Below are 17030 nucleotides of genomic sequence, written 5' to 3' on the forward strand. Positions count from 1 at the left end.
TCCCTCTCCATATGAAGATTGGACCTCTACTTCGGCTACGGCACTTTAAAGGGTAAAGTTACCGAGTGGATTTGAACCACCTAGACTGTGCGACTGCGAGGCGCACCAACAAACCCAGCACCTCATCGGTACTGGGTCACAAAAGGTTCTGAATTATTTAACACGTCGAGCAGTAATGTAATGGCTTGTCCAATAAGAGCTATTCATGTCAGAGATGACTACACCTTTGTGCGGTAAATTGTTAATGAATTGTCCATTCCCGATATAAATCCCTACGTGATTGATTTGACCCGGCGTACTGACACTAAACATAACCAAGTCTCCTGGTTGAAGCTGGCTTTTGGACACATAGCTGCCGACCTGCGCTTGGACTCTTGAACCCCAAGGAATGCTTAATCCGTTAAGCTGGAACACGTATTGAGTAAAAGCAGAGCAGTCAAATATAAGATGCTGTGGATCCCGCTTACCAAACACGTATCTTACCTTCCCTTGGTATGATTCAGCTGTGTGGACGATTCTGCTGCCTAATGAACCGGCCGTGGAGGACTGCGTTACAGCAGCGGATACCGGAGCTGCGAAGGCAGCGGTTGATAAACCTGCAAACAGGCTCATCACTAGTCCCAAAGATAATGTCGTTTTGCCAAGCTTGTTCTTTTTTAACCTTTTCGTCATGATGAACTTCCTCCTCGTGGTAAGAGATGTTAGGTTTTCACCTGCGGCAATCGTATCACAAGTGAAATATCCCAATACTTACCTGAAGGGTAAAGAAGTCAATTCAGTCATAGCATAAAAAGCAATTATTAGAATTCCATGAAAAATTCGAGAGAAATCCTCCCTTGACAGATAATTAACAACTAAATTGAGACTAAATTGAGTAATTCTCATTAATTTTTCATTTGGACCATGTACAATATGACAAAAGGAGAGATAGGGGTTGGACAAATTGGTACCTTTAAAGTAAACGAACCGAATACGAGGCTAAGCAAAGTTCCCGAAGTGACCATGTACTTATGGAATATAATCGATAATGAGACTGTTTACAAAAAAGCCACTTTTAAGTGTTTCTTTTGAGTTGTTCCTCGTATTTCTTCTCCTGATACCTCTGATAAAACCAAATGGAGGCACATAGCCAACAGCCGCTAGCAAGAAACCCTCCGACAACATCACTTGGATAATGTACGCCTAAATAAATACGACTGACGCCAATAGTCAGGATCATGATCATGCTTAACATAATAAGTATTCCTCGTCCCAAAGGTGTGGAGGTGTGACGCCAGAGCAAGAAAGCAACAATACCGTATAAACTGAATGCAGACATGGAATGACCGCTTGGAAAGCTGAAGCCGTTAGCCACAACGATTCGGTGCAGTGTGGGACGTGCACGATGAAAAATTAGCTTTAGCGTCTCGTTCAAAACAGCCGATCCAACTACTACCGCAATGAATAAGATCAACTCTTTCCGATGGTGAAGCACCTGATATAAAAAAAATAAAACAATCGCCGATACGAAAACAACACAGTACCCGTTTCCGATAAAGGTGAAAAATTTCATTACATGGGTTAGTGCGGGTGACTCCGCTCCTTGTACACCCGAGATAATCGTTTGATCAAAGTTTGTTACTTTTTTTTCCGATACAGCGTACGAAACGAAGCCGAATCCAACGGCAAACAATATAGAAATAATAAAAGCAAAGCTTAACTGTTGCTTTAATTTCACCATGATGCCGCCCCCTTAATATGGTTATTTTGCACAATTATTCAACACAAATCCAGAAAGTTCAAAAATAGAATATGATTAAGCATTCATAACAATCCGTTTCAAACAATATTTAGTTGTACCTCAACCTAATGCACTAATCGGATTGATGTATGCTGCTCTGCCGATCATCACCGACGATTATTCCCTTCTCGAATCATTAAGAATATGACAATCTTCATCGAGACTATTACAGATGGTATGATGATATCGTTTGCATAAATCAATATCGGGAAGGCAAGGTTTGTTGCTCTAACTTTCTTTCTGAGGGGATTCCACACAAGTATTCAAAGAGTAAAATCTTCATGAGGAGAACGTGGGCAAGAAGTCCGCCGAATTAAACGTGGCTATGATGTAGATCAGAATAAAAAACATCATAGGATTGCCTTCCCTTCGTAAGAAAAGACCGTATAGAGATAAATTCTCACGGCCCTCAAAAACTATCACATCAATATGTTTTTCAACAGTACCGTTTACGTGGATGATTGTTGATTAAATACTACTGTTTTCTTCTTGAATCAAATCATTATTGTTCACTCAAGGTGAGATTGAGATACTTTCTGAGGCACGGATAAGGTCCATATAAAATAAGAGCCATTGCAATCACATATTGTTGATTCCCTTCGAGCATTTCTCCTAAGATTTCATTGTGTGTATTTAGAAGTTGTTGAACCGGCAACTTTTTTTCCATCAACAATCTGTTCATCAAGCCTTTGCTTTGAGCTAAGGTTTTCCCAATTTCTATCATGGTTAACCTGTTGTCATCAGTTAATACATCTACCGCTAAATCCGTAATTCTAATATTGAATAATTCGGATAGTTTTTCTTTAAAGTCTAAAATTTCTTTGGTCCGATTAAATGTTTCATCCTGCTTTCCCTTCAAAGTTGCTTCACCTCTCTGGTTATCTTTTTGAATTCCAGCATGGTTATCCTCCTTCTTTCGTTTGTACGAAAAAAGGAGCGAGGGCTTTAAGCATTAAAAAGCATTTGTTCATACCTACGCAAATGAAATAGCTGGGAATTTTTGTTTACTAATGTCCTTCTAGTTCTGCCAACTCCCATTGTAAGCCACTACTTGCCTTATTGTGTAGTAGACGTCAACTCTCACGGCCACTGCAGTGATTAAAACTTTCACTTTGCTCGAAATTACCAATTCGATGTTCGAAGGGTCTCCTTTTACGAATGTTCTAGATGATAATTGAAGATACTAAATAAAGATTAAAATTTTATGAAAAAACGCTGTGAAAAGAGTTATTTCACTCCGATTACGACAAAAACATATACAAGATTCGAATCCATTATTAGTTAACTCAAGGAAGATTGACTTTGAAGGCGGGGCGCTGCTAGCCTTCGGAATTGTTCAAGATGGGGCGAAAGAAGGTGTCACTTTCCAGTCCAGATCTATCGTGAACGTCAAAGGACTAATTTAAATGAAGTCGACGAGTGGGGCATTACACCATGTACTTGTTGGAGCAAACTACAGAAAAAAGGATCATCATCATCCTTCTATCAGCTATGATATAAAGCTATTTACCGACAAGTCTTTCTTGTGTTCCAAAAGCTTGGCAAACTGTATATTCCGAAACATTTGGGGTGGCTATCGCGTTTTAATTCGTCAATAAAGCCTAAGGCATATGTGAAATCATAAATCGACAAATGGATCATTTTGTTTACTTTGCTCGCATTCATTCATTTTTTCATTTGATGAATTCAAAACATTTTTTAAACCTGTGAGAAACACTTCACTATCGGAATTACTCACCAAATTCTCTTGATCAGATTTTAGATCCTTATTTTTATCTAAGTTTTCGTTGCTCATTGCGCAGTCCCACTTTCTTAATTAATGGTATAATCTATAAACAACAATAAAATATTCAAATGCCTAAGCGACTTCGGATTACTCCTCACAAACCACAAATACGATTTGAAAATTGTAACCCCCTCATTTGCTTCGTTTTTTCATATTTGTTCCTAATTGTGTTGCAGAGAGTCGTACGTAGCTTAAAATTTCCTTTATTTGATTGTTTCATTTAGTCGGCTAACCTCTATGACTAAGATTTGCTTTTAACGAAAAATTATCCCTAGCAGGGTAATAACTTCAAGTATTAGCGGAGGGTTTTCCATTATATCCGATTAGACGAGACGACGTTGCTTCAAGTTAAGCATTCGCTGCGGATGACTCATACGAAGAGCCATTGCTGGTATTTATCGTTGAGAGGAACCGAACCCATTACCAATAAAGAAAGGCCAACCACCGGTAACCAATTAATATGAAAAGCACCCCCTAAAATTCATCGGATTAACCTCAGGGGGCGTTAACCAATGTCTATTCTAGGGGGTGCACTTTAGGATACCTGCGGAACTATGAAGGACACAACAATCATTCGTGATATTAAAGATGACGTCCGGTAATAAAACGGTTTTTCCAGTAACCCGAGTTCATATCATAGATGGCGACTCCTCGGCTTGGCGAGTTGCCTACAAATGTGCCGTTACCCAAATAAATTCCAACATGATCGATGTGGCCTGGTCTGCCAACGCTGAACATCACTAGATCACCTTTTTGCAGATGTGCTTTATCCTTTACCGGCGTTCCGACGCTTGCTTGAGCCTTGGACCCCCATGGGATCGTAATTCCACTTTTTGCAAAAACAAATTGTGTAAATGCGGAACAGTCAAAAATCAAATGCTGTGAATCTCTAGTACCAAAACGGTATTTCACTTTACCTTGATAAGATAGTGCCGTATTAACGATTTGATCTACCTTTGAGGTGGTAACCGTTGCGGCGTGTGCCGATGGAGTAGAGACTAGGAGGCTAGCCGATCCGATTAAGGAAAGGCTTAAAGCTATGCCCACTAGCGATTGACTAAGGCGATTTTTCTTAATACGTGACATGTACAGTCACCCTCCTTATGAAACTATTAGTAAATTTGGTAGACCAACTTGGCCACCTTAGCTCACTGTAGCATACATTTTTCTGAAAGAATTTACTAAAAAAGCTCCCAATACATGAGCACACTAGGAAAATAGACGATTATTAGAAATTTATGAGATTATTATGAGAGGATTATTCTTGACTTACTGCCAGCTCCAGAAGTGTTGGTTAGGTACGATGACTGTTATACTTCTTGCGTTTATTTATAAACTCGCCGTCAGCCCGTATACACATCTAATGCAGTCGAAAATAGGTTTTCTACTTGGGAGCACACGACGAGCAGTCAAATAATAAGTACTCCAGAGATCGTACCCCAGCTGGGGGTTATTCGATTGTGCTTTTTTCACATAAGATTTTAATTTAAGTGCGATATGCTTACTAAGCTGATGCCTTAAAATAAGTTGTGATAAACAAATGCAAAGAAAGGAAGTATAGTATGGAAAAGAGCCAAAACAACTTAAAAATGTTACTTAACAAGGTTCCACAAATTACTATTTTTTTCTGGATAATCAAAATTTTATGCACAACTGTTGGGGAAACATTTGCTGATTTCTTAAATTTCAATCTCGGATTTGGTTTAACGAACACTACAATAATTATGGGGTTAGCTTTTTTCTTGGTATTGTATTTTCAATTTAAAGCCAATAAATATGTTCCAGGGATTTATTGGCTTACGGTTGTGCTTATTAGTGTATTCGGGACGCTTGTCACGGATAATTTAACAGACAATATCGGAGTACCTCTAGAAACGAGTACCCTAGTTTTCTCCGTGCTGCTCGCATTAACTTTTCTTTTTTGGTTTATGAGTGAAAAAACGCTCTCTATACATTCGATTTTTACCCGGAAAAGAGAAGTTTTCTATTGGCTTACCATTCTTTTCACATTTGCACTTGGTACAGCAATGGGTGATTTATTTTCCGAACAGCTCGGTCTTGGCTATTTACGCACTGGAATAACAGTCACCGTTATCATTATTTGTATATTCTTAGCATGGAAAATCCTAAGACTTGATGGCATCTTAGCCTTTTGGATCGCGTATATTCTTACTCGTCCACTTGGAGCATCTTTAGGAGATTACCTTTCTCAACCATTAGCTAACGGTGCATTAGGACTAGGAACAACCGTTACGAGTATTATTTTTCTTATCTCTATTTTAGGGATCATCAGTTATCTTGCAGTAACCAAAATTGATTTAGCAGTAAAAAGTGATACAATAGCAAACCAAACCAATAGGAGCAAGAAAAATGTTTTGATACAAACAGTTGCAACATTGTGTATTTTTTTAATTGTTGGTGTAAGTGGTTATGTAAAACTGAACAATAACATCGCATTACAACCTACGTCGACTACACAAACGACGTTAGCTGGACTATTGACGAATTTTATTACAATCGAAAATGATATGCTAACCTCTATAAATTCAAATGACTTTGTTACAGCGAAAAAAGGTGCAGATAATTTGGAGCAACAATGGGATAAATCAGAACCTGAACTTAGAAAAATAGACGGCGCAACGTGGAATAAAATTGATCAAACCATTGACAATGTGTTAGCGGCAACGCGTGCGGGAAAGCCCGATGCTAACCTGAACAAAATGGCGCTGAACAAATCGCTTAGTGCACTAAGTGAAGCGAATAAATCAAGGGTACAAACTCCTCCTTCACAAACGACACCGGGTGAAACACCATCAGCATCTCCGCAAAATAAATTAGGCGGTCAATTAACTGACTTTGTTAAAATTGAAAGTGATATATTAATTGCAGTACAATCAAACGACTTTGCAGCAGCCAAAACAGGAGCTGACCATCTGGAGCATCAGTGGGATACGACAGAACCGAAACTTAGAAAAATAGATGGTGCAACATGGACTAAAATTGATGGTACAATTGATATTATTTTGTCAGCAGTACGCTCAGCGAAACCTGATGTCAGTAAGTGCGCAGCTGCACTTAACAATTCTCTAAGTATATTAAACGAAGCAAATAAATAAGAATGAACAACGGAAGCTGAAGAATTACGCCTTCCAGTGATATGTCTCACATAATCACATACACATGTAGTAAAAAGCAGACATCTCATTAAGCGATGTCTGCTTTTTACAAGCGACTACTGAAAGACTAACTTTTTAGTTGAATGATGGCGATATCGAAAATAAAAATCACTTGAATGATGTCTTTTCTGTACTCGGCTTTTTAGCCAGTGCTAATGGAGATAATAGCTTGGTTACTTTTGATTGTTGATCGAGTTGATGCTCTTGGACTATAGGGGCCTCCTCTTGAGCCAACCCTAAAAAATCCTATATCCGATGCAGTCAACATCTTGTAGCTTTACAGAATGTCATATCCGCTAGCTGCTACCCTCGTGCGTTATTCGTCAAATAGATTGCCATGGCCAGAGACCGTTAAGACATCGAAGCCCTCATTTTAACTAAACGGTGAAGTTCATGGCATCATATTGAATGGATGAAATAAAAAAAAACCGCATTTTAGGGACTGTTGACAAACAGCAATTCACATCTAGGTGATACAATATCTGGAATTAAAAACGCTGATGATCCACTATATATTGTAGTGAATCATCAGCGTTTTGTTTAGCCGAGACTTTGTCAACAGTCCCATTTTACACGGCCAATAATGAGATCAAACTCTGTCACCCGACATTTGTTGACGATGGAATTATCATCATGAATTTTTCCAGTCTTCGCTTTCCAATCTATCAAATATTGATAATGCCCTTATTATTGGATTCGCTAACACCAACGCGTTAATCATATCTCGATCAGTACATTTGGTCTACGTGAAGCAAATTTGAAATTAGTTTTTTTTCAACGAAAAAAAATAAAAAAGCATGAACGATTAAGCTCATGCTTCGATATAAGAAATTACTGTATTATTGCCTTTTCACACTAAAGCACCAACGTGCTTCGTCCCAACTTTTCTGAAGCCCTAGCGCTTTAGCAATATCCCAAATCATCTCTTGGGTTGATAACTCAAACCAAGAATATCCGATTCTATCCTTTAAAGATGTAACTCACTTACCGAACCATACAATATTAATTGGTCGGGAGTTACAAAAATACATAATGAACCCATTCTTGATTTTAATCCATTCCTCATTTTCAAGTCGTAAATTCTCCCATTTTTCACCCTGATCGCCGATTTTCATTCGTGGAACAATGGCAAAAAAAACGGCTCTGTTCGCAAGGTTGCGAAAGAGCCGTTCTTCATTTTTCTTTGACTTCGATGGAGCCCGTTGTTGTTCGGCGACACAAACATATGCGTTTTTGCCTACCAACAAACAGCTTGGGTTCCTGCAGCAATGTAGCCCCAATTGTTGTCCCATCGCGAAAAGATGCCCAACAAAACTTGAGAGCATAATATGTATCCTTATTACTTTTTTTTGGACTTCATCCGCATTCCTATAATTGCCAGTACGAATTGCTTTAGGTATATATGATTTTCAGAAAATTTTTGTTGCAATACTGCCGTAGATGACCTACAATCGTAGATATTGATAATCATTATCAGTAATTAGTAAATTTTTCGAGGTTAGGATGATGGTGATGAAGCTTACGGACATCATGGCCGGCACCAATGTAAAAATAACTGATCTTTCGACGATGAACGACCTTGTAAGACGCCGGCTTAACGATTTCGGCATCATGGAAGGATCTGTGATCTCGCTTCGCAAGTTACTGCCATTCAGCGGTCCCTGTACGATCGAGGCGAAAGGTCAGTGGATTGCCATCCGCCGCAAGGAAGCGAATTGCATACAGGTGGAGGCCGTATGATAACCGTTGCACTCGCTGGAAACCCAAATACGGGGAAAACGTCATTATTCAATACGCTAACCAGTTCATATGAATATGTAGGCAACTGGGCGGGAGTGACCGTCGAGAAGAAGGTTGGTACATTAACGAATAAACAAGGGCAACTTATCGATTTGCCCGGCATATATTCCCTTAGTCCCCTGTCCCGGGATGAAGGTGTAACTACGAGCTACTTGCTCGATGAATCCCCTTCGATGTTGATGAACGTAGTAGATGCATCCCAGCTGGAGCGTAATCTGCATTTGACCGTGCAATTGCTGGAATACGGAGCACCGGTCGTCGTTGCACTTAATATGATTGACGTTGCCGAGTCGCGAGGGCTTCATATCGATGAGCGCGAGCTGGCAAACCAGCTTGGCGCCGAAGTTGTCCCGGTCATTGCCCGAACGGGGCGCGGCTGTGATGAGCTAGTTCGCTTGACGAAGCCGGAGCACCGTACGAACCGGCTGCTCCAGCCGCGGCGATTTGAGTACGGCTCGCTGCTGGAACGCGCTATTTCTGAACTGGAGACTAAGCTTCCGGCAGATGCCGGTCCGAAACGCTGGCTTGCCCTGCAGTTCCTTGAAGGAAATATATTGGTCCTGCAGAAGCTTCGCCAGCTCGTAGATCCGGCATGGTTGCAGTTGTTCTATGACGCCACGGAGCTGCAACTCAAACAGCAGACAGGCGCCAAAGATATGAGCCAATACATCCGCTCACAACGGGCGGAGATCATCGACGGCTGGCTTCAGCGCTCGCTGCGAGAAACCCACAAAACCGGCAGAACGCTGACCGAGCGAATTGATGATATTGTTACCAATAAATTTCTCGGCATTCCAATCTTTTTGGTGTTTATGTTTCTAACGTTCAAGCTGACGTTCGACTGGATCGGGACACCGCTCTCGGATGAGTTGGATGCTCTCTTGAACGGTCCGGTAAAGGACGGAATCGGATCCTTGCTTGATACCGTGGGCGCTGCGGCATTCATCAAGTCGGTTATTCTGGAAGGAATTATTGGCGGCGTGGGCGGCGTGCTTGTATTTGTCCCGCAAATTTTCATACTGTTCCTTATCATTTCTTTCATCGAAGACTCCGGGTATATGGCTCGGATCGCCACGGTTATGGATCGGCTGATGGAAGGCGTCGGCCTGAACGGCAAGGCGTTCATTCCTATGATTATCGGGTTCGGCTGTAACGTACCCGGCATTATGGCCGCAAGAACGATCGAGCAGCCGAAAGAGCGTTTGTTGACCATATTGTTGACGCCGCTCATGTCATGCTCCGCCCGATTGTCTGTGTACAGCTTGTTCGTCGGGACGTTTTTCAAAAGCAATCAGGCTCTCATCGTTTTATCCTTATACGTCTTGGGTGTTGTAGCAGCTCTTGTGCTCGCGAAGTTGTTCTCCTCCACGATCGTGAAGGGTGAATCGTCGCTGTTCGTAATCGAGCTTCCTCCTTACCGTATTCCACAGTGGCGAACCTTGATGCGGAGCACGTGGGAGAAGGGCAAAGGGTTTGTCCGTAAAGCCGGTACGTTCATTTTCGGCGGCTCCGTCGTCATCTGGCTACTCGGCTATACGGGTCCCAGCGGCTGGAATGTGTCGATGGACGAGAGCTTCCTGAAAGCGATCGGCTCGGTTATTGCCCCATTGTTCGCGCCTATCGGCTTCGGCAACTGGCAGGCGGGCGCTGCTCTGCTCACCGGTTTTTTGGCGAAGGAGGTCGTCGTTTCGACGATGGGTATCATCTATGCCGCTCCTGATGATGCCGGATTATCGGGAATGATCACACAATTCTTTAGTCCGCTGCAAGCGTATAGCTTCATGGTGTTTATCTTGCTGTACGTTCCATGTCTTGCAACAGTCGGAGTTATTCGCAAAGAGACAGGCTCCTCCCTGTGGACTTGGTTTTCTGTCGGATATGCGCTTGTCGTCGCATATGTGATCGCTTTGGCAGTCTACGGCACCTGTAAGGCGCTTGGGTTTCAATAATTTAGACGTGTTGGTTAGGAGGAACCGTGAATGGTGTTTAATCTTATCGCCGGGGTCTTAATCTTCGGGTATGCCGCTTGGTCGATTATCCGATATGTAAGGAAAACACGCCAAGGCAAATGTGCGGCCTGCTCACTCAGTGAATCTTGCCAATCCGCATGCCAGGACTTTAATGGGAAACTGGGATCAACAATCCTGCCCCCGTCAAGCAAGCAATCATAAAAACGGAACTAACCAGCCCTATTTCGATAGTACATTGAAGTAGGGCTGAACTTTTACACATAACGACAATTGCTATGCCCTATTATAAGTGCTTTCCATGATTTCTCTTCTAATGGAGAGGAATGCTCCGGTTTAATTTGCCTTCAATGCGTTTCGAATTACATCACAAGAGCCTCCCCGTCGTGGCAACGGTTTTCAACCCCCTCCTTCTCTACTTGATCTGTTGTTTTCTCCATGGCTCAATACGGAATGACTTCTCCGGAATCAATCATGGCCAGTACCCGATCATGGATGCTGCGTCCTCCGCTGTTCGACGATCAATCATCCCGGTTGGGTTTAATATCGGTCAAATCTTCCTTTCAGTACCATTGGATCCACTGAATAAAAGGAGCGAAGCGCATCCCGAAAACGGTGCGTGACCGCGATCCCCTCGGTAATCTCACGCTTAGCAACTTCTTTAAATATCTCGTCCACACTTACGGATGAAGTAAAAAAAAAGATAGCTGGAGCCGAAGCCGGCTATCTTTTTATTAAGATGATATGATATGCGTGCGCAGCCCAAATGTTTCTTCAAGGGTTAAGGAGGGATTGGTTTCATCGGTCTTGATGCTTCCGTTTTTTACCCAAATGGCGATCCAAACGGTGAGAAGCGCGATGAACGGTCTTTCCTTGTATGGAATGAAACAAAATTATACCAATGCCAAATTTCCATTTATAACATCGTTAACGTTAGTGAGTATTTAACACTCTCACACAATATCGTTCCAGATTGTAAACAGATGCTGGTTATATTCCAAACCATTTTGAATCAGCCAGTCAGTCACTTCCCATGCACCCACTCCATCTAGCACAATTATAAGGTCCACCTTGTAAGCCAAGAAAAGTTGATAAGCAAGCTCCGCCTGTGCAATATCGCAATTGTACAGGAAGTATACTACGTCCAACTGGCAGTCAGGAAGCACATGATGCTGGTAGACTTGACATCCTTTCGGGGAACAGATAACTACAGCACGCGGTGATTTCGCCATATCGGAAAAACATATCCGACGAATGGAGTTTGATGAAACAGCCATTACCTCAATACTGGTTTCCGTCATGTCGGAATGGCCAAGTGAGGAGAGGTTTACCCTATATTGGTATAGAACTTTACCCAATTTTTCAATTGGAAGTATTGCGAACAACTTCATCCATAATTCATAGTCGTAAGCAATAGTGAACTTCGAATTATACCCTCCCACTTGATGGAAAAGTTGCTTTGAAAAAGTGAGCGTCCCATGGCAGATCGGATTTCCGTGGAATCGACAAGCTTTGATTTGCTCCTGCGTTGCTATCCCGTTTACAGCCTCCTCCTCGCGCAAGCGCTCTTCCGGTAAAGGTCTTTTTCCGGGTAAAAATTTAACAAGCGAAGCAACACCGGATAAATCCTTAGCCTCAAGATGCTTGATCTGCTCCTCGAGGCGAGCTGGCATACTTTTGTCGTCTGCGTCTTGAACCGCTATCCATTCCCCTTTTGCTTGTTCTATCGCTTTATTCATCGCCGAAGCAGCTCCCCCGTTTTGGGTCAGATGAATGACCCTGACACGGGAATCCATTACATGATCCAAGATTTCTTTGGTTCGATCTATCGAGCCGTCATTCACGATGATAAACTCAAAATCAGACATGGTTTGACTCAAGATACTTTGAATTGCCTCTTCCAGATACACCTCTCCGTTATAAACCGGCATTACGACGGAAACCAGCATTTGACATTACCTCCCGACCACTCTTCCATAGACCCAAACTGATGATATTTGAATTCGTATATTATTTCAGCACCAGCAGTCTTTTCTTAATACGTTATATTACTGATTGTTCTTAAGTGATATAGACGAATTTATTATTATCTGTTTCCATATAAACAGATGTCTATTATTTAAGGCCGGGTAATGACTCGGAAGGTTATGATCGTATTAAACTAGACATTAAGTGTGCAGTCTGTAAGCAACTCAATAAAGACATTTCGCATTGGAACTACCGGCCGCCGCGCCTATGGAAAGATAATACCTAAAATGCCACTAAAAATAGCAACCCTGGTTTCGTCACGCAGCGGTCGTATCTAAAATAACAAGTGTAAGTCTGTTTTCAATTTTGAAAAACTAAGTCCTTTAGATCCTGATCAGTCAGATAAATTTGGCATATATATGCATCAAACAATAAAAAAAGCCCCGAGGGGCTGCTTATTTATTTCCGCTAATAATCCTGACATTTATATCTCCAATCTCGTCAAACAACCTAGAATCTAGTGTTTTATATATTGTTTAGGGATGTTTTAGCTACCAACCATTGTGTATGAGCATTGTTTGTATCGTAGTTTTTCAAACTCTTTTAATCTGTTTAAGATTATCAGATGCCGTAACAAACTGTTCGTATTCGTAAACATTAAGAATTTTCAAGACCGGAATGATTCCATCAATATAGTCGGTATTTATTCTATCTCAATCTAGCAATGAAATTCATACAAAGCAACGTCTATATATTGCCCTTTCCTAGTACGATCCATATCCCTGACTCTTAGTGCCATTAATTACCGTCTCTCATATTTTTAAGGCATAGCTTCATTATCCGAAACTAATTGAGTGCTACTAGCTGGTGTTAGTTCATCGGGGTTATTTCCCTCAAAATTAACTTTAATTCCGTGCAAGCAAATATGTGTTTGACTTTTTTAACCTCCTTTGTAGCTATCACCTCAACTGAATTTCCCAAACTGACGATTCGTCCGTTTCGATCAACATATGTTCCGTACTGTTTGCGATTCATTAGATTCATTTTCGAAAAATCCTCCCAAATACTGATTTTTATGACTCTACAAATTAAGCATGCTTGATAAAATCTAACAACCTCATGAGACGGCGAGGCATGTCATCTGGTCACTGTTTGCTGAGTATAACATAGTACCCTTCTTGTAAAGCAAGTAATGTGAGTATGTGTTGTGTTTAAATATTAGGAACTTACAGGATGACCAGAATCGCGATGCCTATTCAGTCCTTATACAACACATGTACTGCTTATACTCACCTTTCTTAAACCATAGATACAAAATCTCTGTTAGCCCCCCTCCTCCATACTAAAACTTGTTTTTGTAAATATTGTTGCTTTTAAACATAGAAAGTCCTCTGTTTTAGAGTCCCAAAGCAAATGGGTCGGTTTTTTATTCCGCCGCATAAACTATAGAGAAAATGCAAAAGGAGTGTAAATTGTGAGCATTATTGACACTTATGAGGAAATATTGCAAGGTAAGCGTAAGAGATTCCCAAAAGGGACTTGGAATTTTTCATCTGATGGTGTGAAGCTTGTTAAGTATTTAATAGAGGAAAAGCTGCAATGGTCAGTAGAAGATATAAAAAAAAGGTTAAATCATAAAGTGTTTAAAAAGCTTAAATTGGGTGGAATGTTAGAATATGTGTTTAACAATAGCCCATACGCAGCATTGGATGCGGCATACCCAGGACAATTTAAGCCATGGGAATTACAACAAACACCACAGGGGTTTTGGACGGTAGAAATGGGAATTGTTGCAACACGATGGCTTATCGAAGAAAAATTATGTTGGTCGATAATCGACCTCAAACACTTACTATGTGTAAATACGTTTAACGACAATAACTTAGGAGGAATGTTGTATATCGTATTTGATAAAAGCCCATATAGTGCCGTTAATGCCGCCTACCCTGGGAAATTTAAACCATGGGAATTAAATAAAACTCCACTCAATTTTTGGAACCGTGCTGCTGGAATAGAGGCGACACGTTGGCTAATGCAAGAAGAACTGAAATGGTCTGATGAGGATATTAAGGACAAATTATCAGGTAATACCTTTGCAGAAAATGGCTTACAGGGGATGCTTCATACGGTATTTAACGGAAGTCCGTTTGCGGCTCTTGATGCAGCATATCCTGATAAATTGAAACCTTGGGAATTACGTAAAGTGCCCCAACATTTTTGGTCTCTTGAGACTTCTGTCGATGCGGTACGATGGTTAATTGAAGAAAAACTAAAATGGTCAGAGATGGATATTAAAAAATCGTTAAGCGAAAGTATATTTGTTCGAAATAATCTAAGTGGTATGTTGCAACACGTATTTAAGGATAGTCCCTACGCTGCCATCAATGCAGCGTATCCTGGTAAATTTAAACCAATTGATTTTAAAGGAAAACCGAAAACGAACCATTCTAAAAGGTGACTTTTCTGTATCAAATAGCAACAATAATTACGAAAATAGCAAATTTTTATTTTAACAACTGCAACACACTTTGCGGTTGTTGATTGGCTTGAGACAACATCGCCTGAGATGCTTATGCAAGGATATAAGCCTAAAGATGCTTCTGGTCGCTGCTGTCGATCGTTATGGCAGTGGTTGAGCCCAGCGCGTTACCATTAACTTAACAGCGATATAATTGGGCTATTAGTTATTACTTTGCATATTGTTTAATGGGTGATGATTATGGAAGCATTAAAGCAAGTGATTATAGAGAAAATCGAAAAAAGCAAACTGAATATTCTTCAAGTGGTTTTTAAGGAACGCGCTGTTAATGAAACAAATCAACTGTTATTGGAATCAACTGCAAATTATGATCCATCAACCCAAACGATTTATATTTCGCTTAAAAAATAAAAGAGATGCTTTCAAGCATAAGTATCGAAGAAGAAACGGCATATGTTGACAGCTTGATAGCCCACGAATTAGGGCATGCAAGCGATGTTACGGTAGAAGAAAATTGGAACGAATTAAAAAAGCATAAAGCAAGATGGAAGGAATTACTATTGGGATTAATTGTACACAAGCCAAACGATGTTGCTGACGGTACTGTAAGTGAGTCTTTTGATGAAATAGTTGTAAAGGAACTTTTCGAGTTATATACATCTATGAAAAAACTTAATGTAGACATGGAATCAAGGGCATGGGAATTAGGTCGTAATTTTTGTGAGTATCCTGCTATTTATGAAAAATTCAATAAAGAAAATCTATCAACATATATGAAAATTTACAGAGTATACGAAGACATTTTGAATAATATCCATAGAAATCCATAATTCACTCAAACGGCCGTACTAGCCGCTTGCCATCGGAGCTCACGCGGTAGGTGAGGCGCTCCGGCTTGCGTCCCGGTGACACGGACGTAATCGGAGGCGGGCCGATTGGTTCTGGGCGTCACGACATTTACCAAATATGCTGGAGCAAACGTAATAATGATGGACATTAACGAGGAACGGTTGGTGTTCAGCCGCTCTTGGGCGGTATACAGCATACCGTTAACGCCTTGGATCAATCTCTGGAACAGCTCGCAGCGCTTAGAGGCGATTATCCTCAAGTCGTATTCGACGCGACGGGCAACGTGAAATCCATGACCGATTCCTTCCGTCTCGTTGCCCATGACATTCTCTCCTATGATATTTTTATTAAGTAAAACAATGGGGCGAATATTTTGTTCAAGTTTCTTTAGAATACAATTTCTCCTGTGACCTTCGTTGCCATCCATACCTAGAAGCTTCCTAACATAAACTTCGTCAGGTATTTTAAATACTCCCATTTAGAACTTATTGTTACAACTCGAAGTCCCCAGTACTGGAAGAATACTAATCGGGAATGTTTAGTATTCTAGTTTACTATTCCTATTTGGTCATTTGGAAGCGTTGCATTAACCGTTCTCCGTCAGTTAAGTGGTCATCGACTGCGCGGCAGCCGGTGTTCCCTTTTCACTAACGTATCCGTCCCTCAATGACGAAGATGAATCACTACATGCTCTCTCCACGATCGCTGACATATCTTTAGTATACCTTTGATACGACTTGTCGGGAATGAGATAATGTTCTTGTCAAAATCGGGAATGGGATCAAGTTCTTGTCATTGAATTTGACAAGAACTTGATCCCATAAAACAAAAAAGCAGCAATTTATGCGGCAATTAATGAGATCCACCTCCACCTTTAAGCCTGCTATGAACGAAATCACGAATGTTGCTCCAAGAATTAAATAATTTATCTAGACAGACTACAATTTTATCACCAAGGCGACGTCCTTTCTACAATAGCCTCCACTTCACAGCATCGTCGGCAATGATATAAAGTTCTTGTCAATTTCGGGAATGTTATAAAGTTCTTGTCATTTGTTTTTGACAAGAACTTTATAACATAAAACAAAAAAACCGCGTTTTCGGGACTGTTGACAAACGTATCAATTTAATAGGTTTTTTGGAGGGCCGTGTAGAATTTATCTCTATACGGTCTTTTTTACTTTGGAGGGTAATCCTATGATGGGTGTAGATGGAGCCAAACAAA

Annotated in this window: 13 protein-coding genes and 1 pseudogene; 7 read left to right on the plus strand and 7 right to left on the minus strand. The window is 40.9% G+C overall.

All coding sequences use genetic code 11. The features are described from left to right. Positions 1-153: 153 nt before the first annotated feature. The 5 genes from FPZ49_RS33920 to FPZ49_RS33935 all read right to left on the minus strand — a co-directional run bounded on the left by FPZ49_RS33920 (position 154) and on the right by FPZ49_RS33935 (position 4652). Positions 154-672: a C40 family peptidase gene (locus FPZ49_RS33920; RefSeq protein ID WP_144854998.1), complete on the minus strand. Its 519-nt coding sequence runs from the start codon at positions 670-672 to the stop codon at positions 154-156. Positions 673-1054: 382 nt separating this feature from the next. Beyond that, positions 1055-1720 carry a phosphatase PAP2 family protein gene (locus FPZ49_RS33925; RefSeq protein WP_144855000.1) on the minus strand — a complete coding sequence of 222 codons (666 nt, stop codon included), beginning with the start codon at positions 1718-1720 and terminating at the stop codon, positions 1055-1057. Positions 1721-2282: 562 nt separating this feature from the next. After that, a complete protein-coding gene (locus FPZ49_RS33930; protein ID WP_144855002.1) occupies positions 2283-2639 on the minus strand; it encodes a hypothetical protein in 357 nt (118 codons plus the stop codon). Between the two features lie 759 nt (positions 2640-3398). Further along, entirely contained in the window at positions 3399-3575 is a 177-nt protein-coding gene (locus tag FPZ49_RS36255) for a hypothetical protein (protein WP_186446267.1), read from the minus strand. Positions 3576-4148: 573 nt separating this feature from the next. After that, positions 4149-4652 carry a C40 family peptidase gene (locus FPZ49_RS33935; protein WP_144855003.1) on the minus strand — a complete coding sequence of 168 codons (504 nt, stop codon included), beginning with the start codon at positions 4650-4652 and terminating at the stop codon, positions 4149-4151. 476 nt (positions 4653-5128) lie between these two features. Between FPZ49_RS33935 and FPZ49_RS37790 the strand changes: the two are divergent. From FPZ49_RS37790 to FPZ49_RS33955, 4 genes and pseudogenes are all read left to right on the plus strand, one after another. Then, positions 5129-5884: pseudogene (locus FPZ49_RS37790) on the plus strand (COG4705 family protein); the annotation flags it as partial. A 2370-nt stretch (positions 5885-8254) separates the two neighbouring features. Next, entirely contained in the window at positions 8255-8482 is a 228-nt protein-coding gene (locus FPZ49_RS33945) for a FeoA family protein (RefSeq protein ID WP_144855007.1), read from the plus strand. Then, positions 8479-10491, plus strand: coding sequence for a ferrous iron transport protein B (gene feoB, locus FPZ49_RS33950; RefSeq protein ID WP_144855009.1), 2013 nt, complete (start codon positions 8479-8481; stop codon positions 10489-10491). Before FPZ49_RS33945 ends, feoB begins: the two co-directional genes overlap by 4 nt. 30 nt (positions 10492-10521) lie before the next feature. Further along, on the plus strand, positions 10522-10713 hold the full coding sequence (locus FPZ49_RS33955) for a FeoB-associated Cys-rich membrane protein (RefSeq protein WP_144855011.1): 192 nt from the start codon (positions 10522-10524) through the stop codon (positions 10711-10713). 749 nt (positions 10714-11462) lie between these two features. On the opposite strand, the gene FPZ49_RS33960 is transcribed toward FPZ49_RS33955, so the two are convergent. Continuing rightward, positions 11463-12458 (minus strand): glycosyltransferase family 2 protein, encoded by a 996-nt coding sequence (locus FPZ49_RS33960; RefSeq protein WP_144855013.1) that lies wholly within the window; start codon positions 12456-12458, stop codon positions 11463-11465. A gap of 1493 nt (positions 12459-13951) precedes the next feature. Here FPZ49_RS33960 and FPZ49_RS33965 point away from each other — a divergent pair. The 3 genes from FPZ49_RS33965 (at position 13952) to FPZ49_RS33970 (ending at position 15786) form a co-directional block, all read left to right on the plus strand. Then, positions 13952-14935 carry a hypothetical protein gene (locus tag FPZ49_RS33965; RefSeq protein ID WP_144855015.1) on the plus strand — a complete coding sequence of 328 codons (984 nt, stop codon included), beginning with the start codon at positions 13952-13954 and terminating at the stop codon, positions 14933-14935. Between the two features lie 261 nt (positions 14936-15196). Further along, positions 15197-15367, plus strand: coding sequence for a hypothetical protein (locus FPZ49_RS36260; RefSeq protein WP_186446268.1), 171 nt, complete (start codon positions 15197-15199; stop codon positions 15365-15367). A 5-nt stretch (positions 15368-15372) separates the two neighbouring features. After that, positions 15373-15786 carry a hypothetical protein gene (locus FPZ49_RS33970; RefSeq protein WP_144855017.1) on the plus strand — a complete coding sequence of 138 codons (414 nt, stop codon included), beginning with the start codon at positions 15373-15375 and terminating at the stop codon, positions 15784-15786. 5 nt (positions 15787-15791) lie between these two features. Here FPZ49_RS33970 and FPZ49_RS33975 read toward each other — a convergent pair whose 3' ends face one another. Next, positions 15792-16127 (minus strand): hypothetical protein, encoded by a 336-nt coding sequence (locus tag FPZ49_RS33975; RefSeq protein WP_144855019.1) that lies wholly within the window; start codon positions 16125-16127, stop codon positions 15792-15794. Positions 16128-17030 lie beyond the last annotated feature (903 nt).

Source organism: Paenibacillus cremeus, from assembly GCF_007786445.1.
GTDB lineage: Bacteria > Bacillota > Bacilli > Paenibacillales > NBRC-103111 > Paenibacillus_G > Paenibacillus_G cremeus.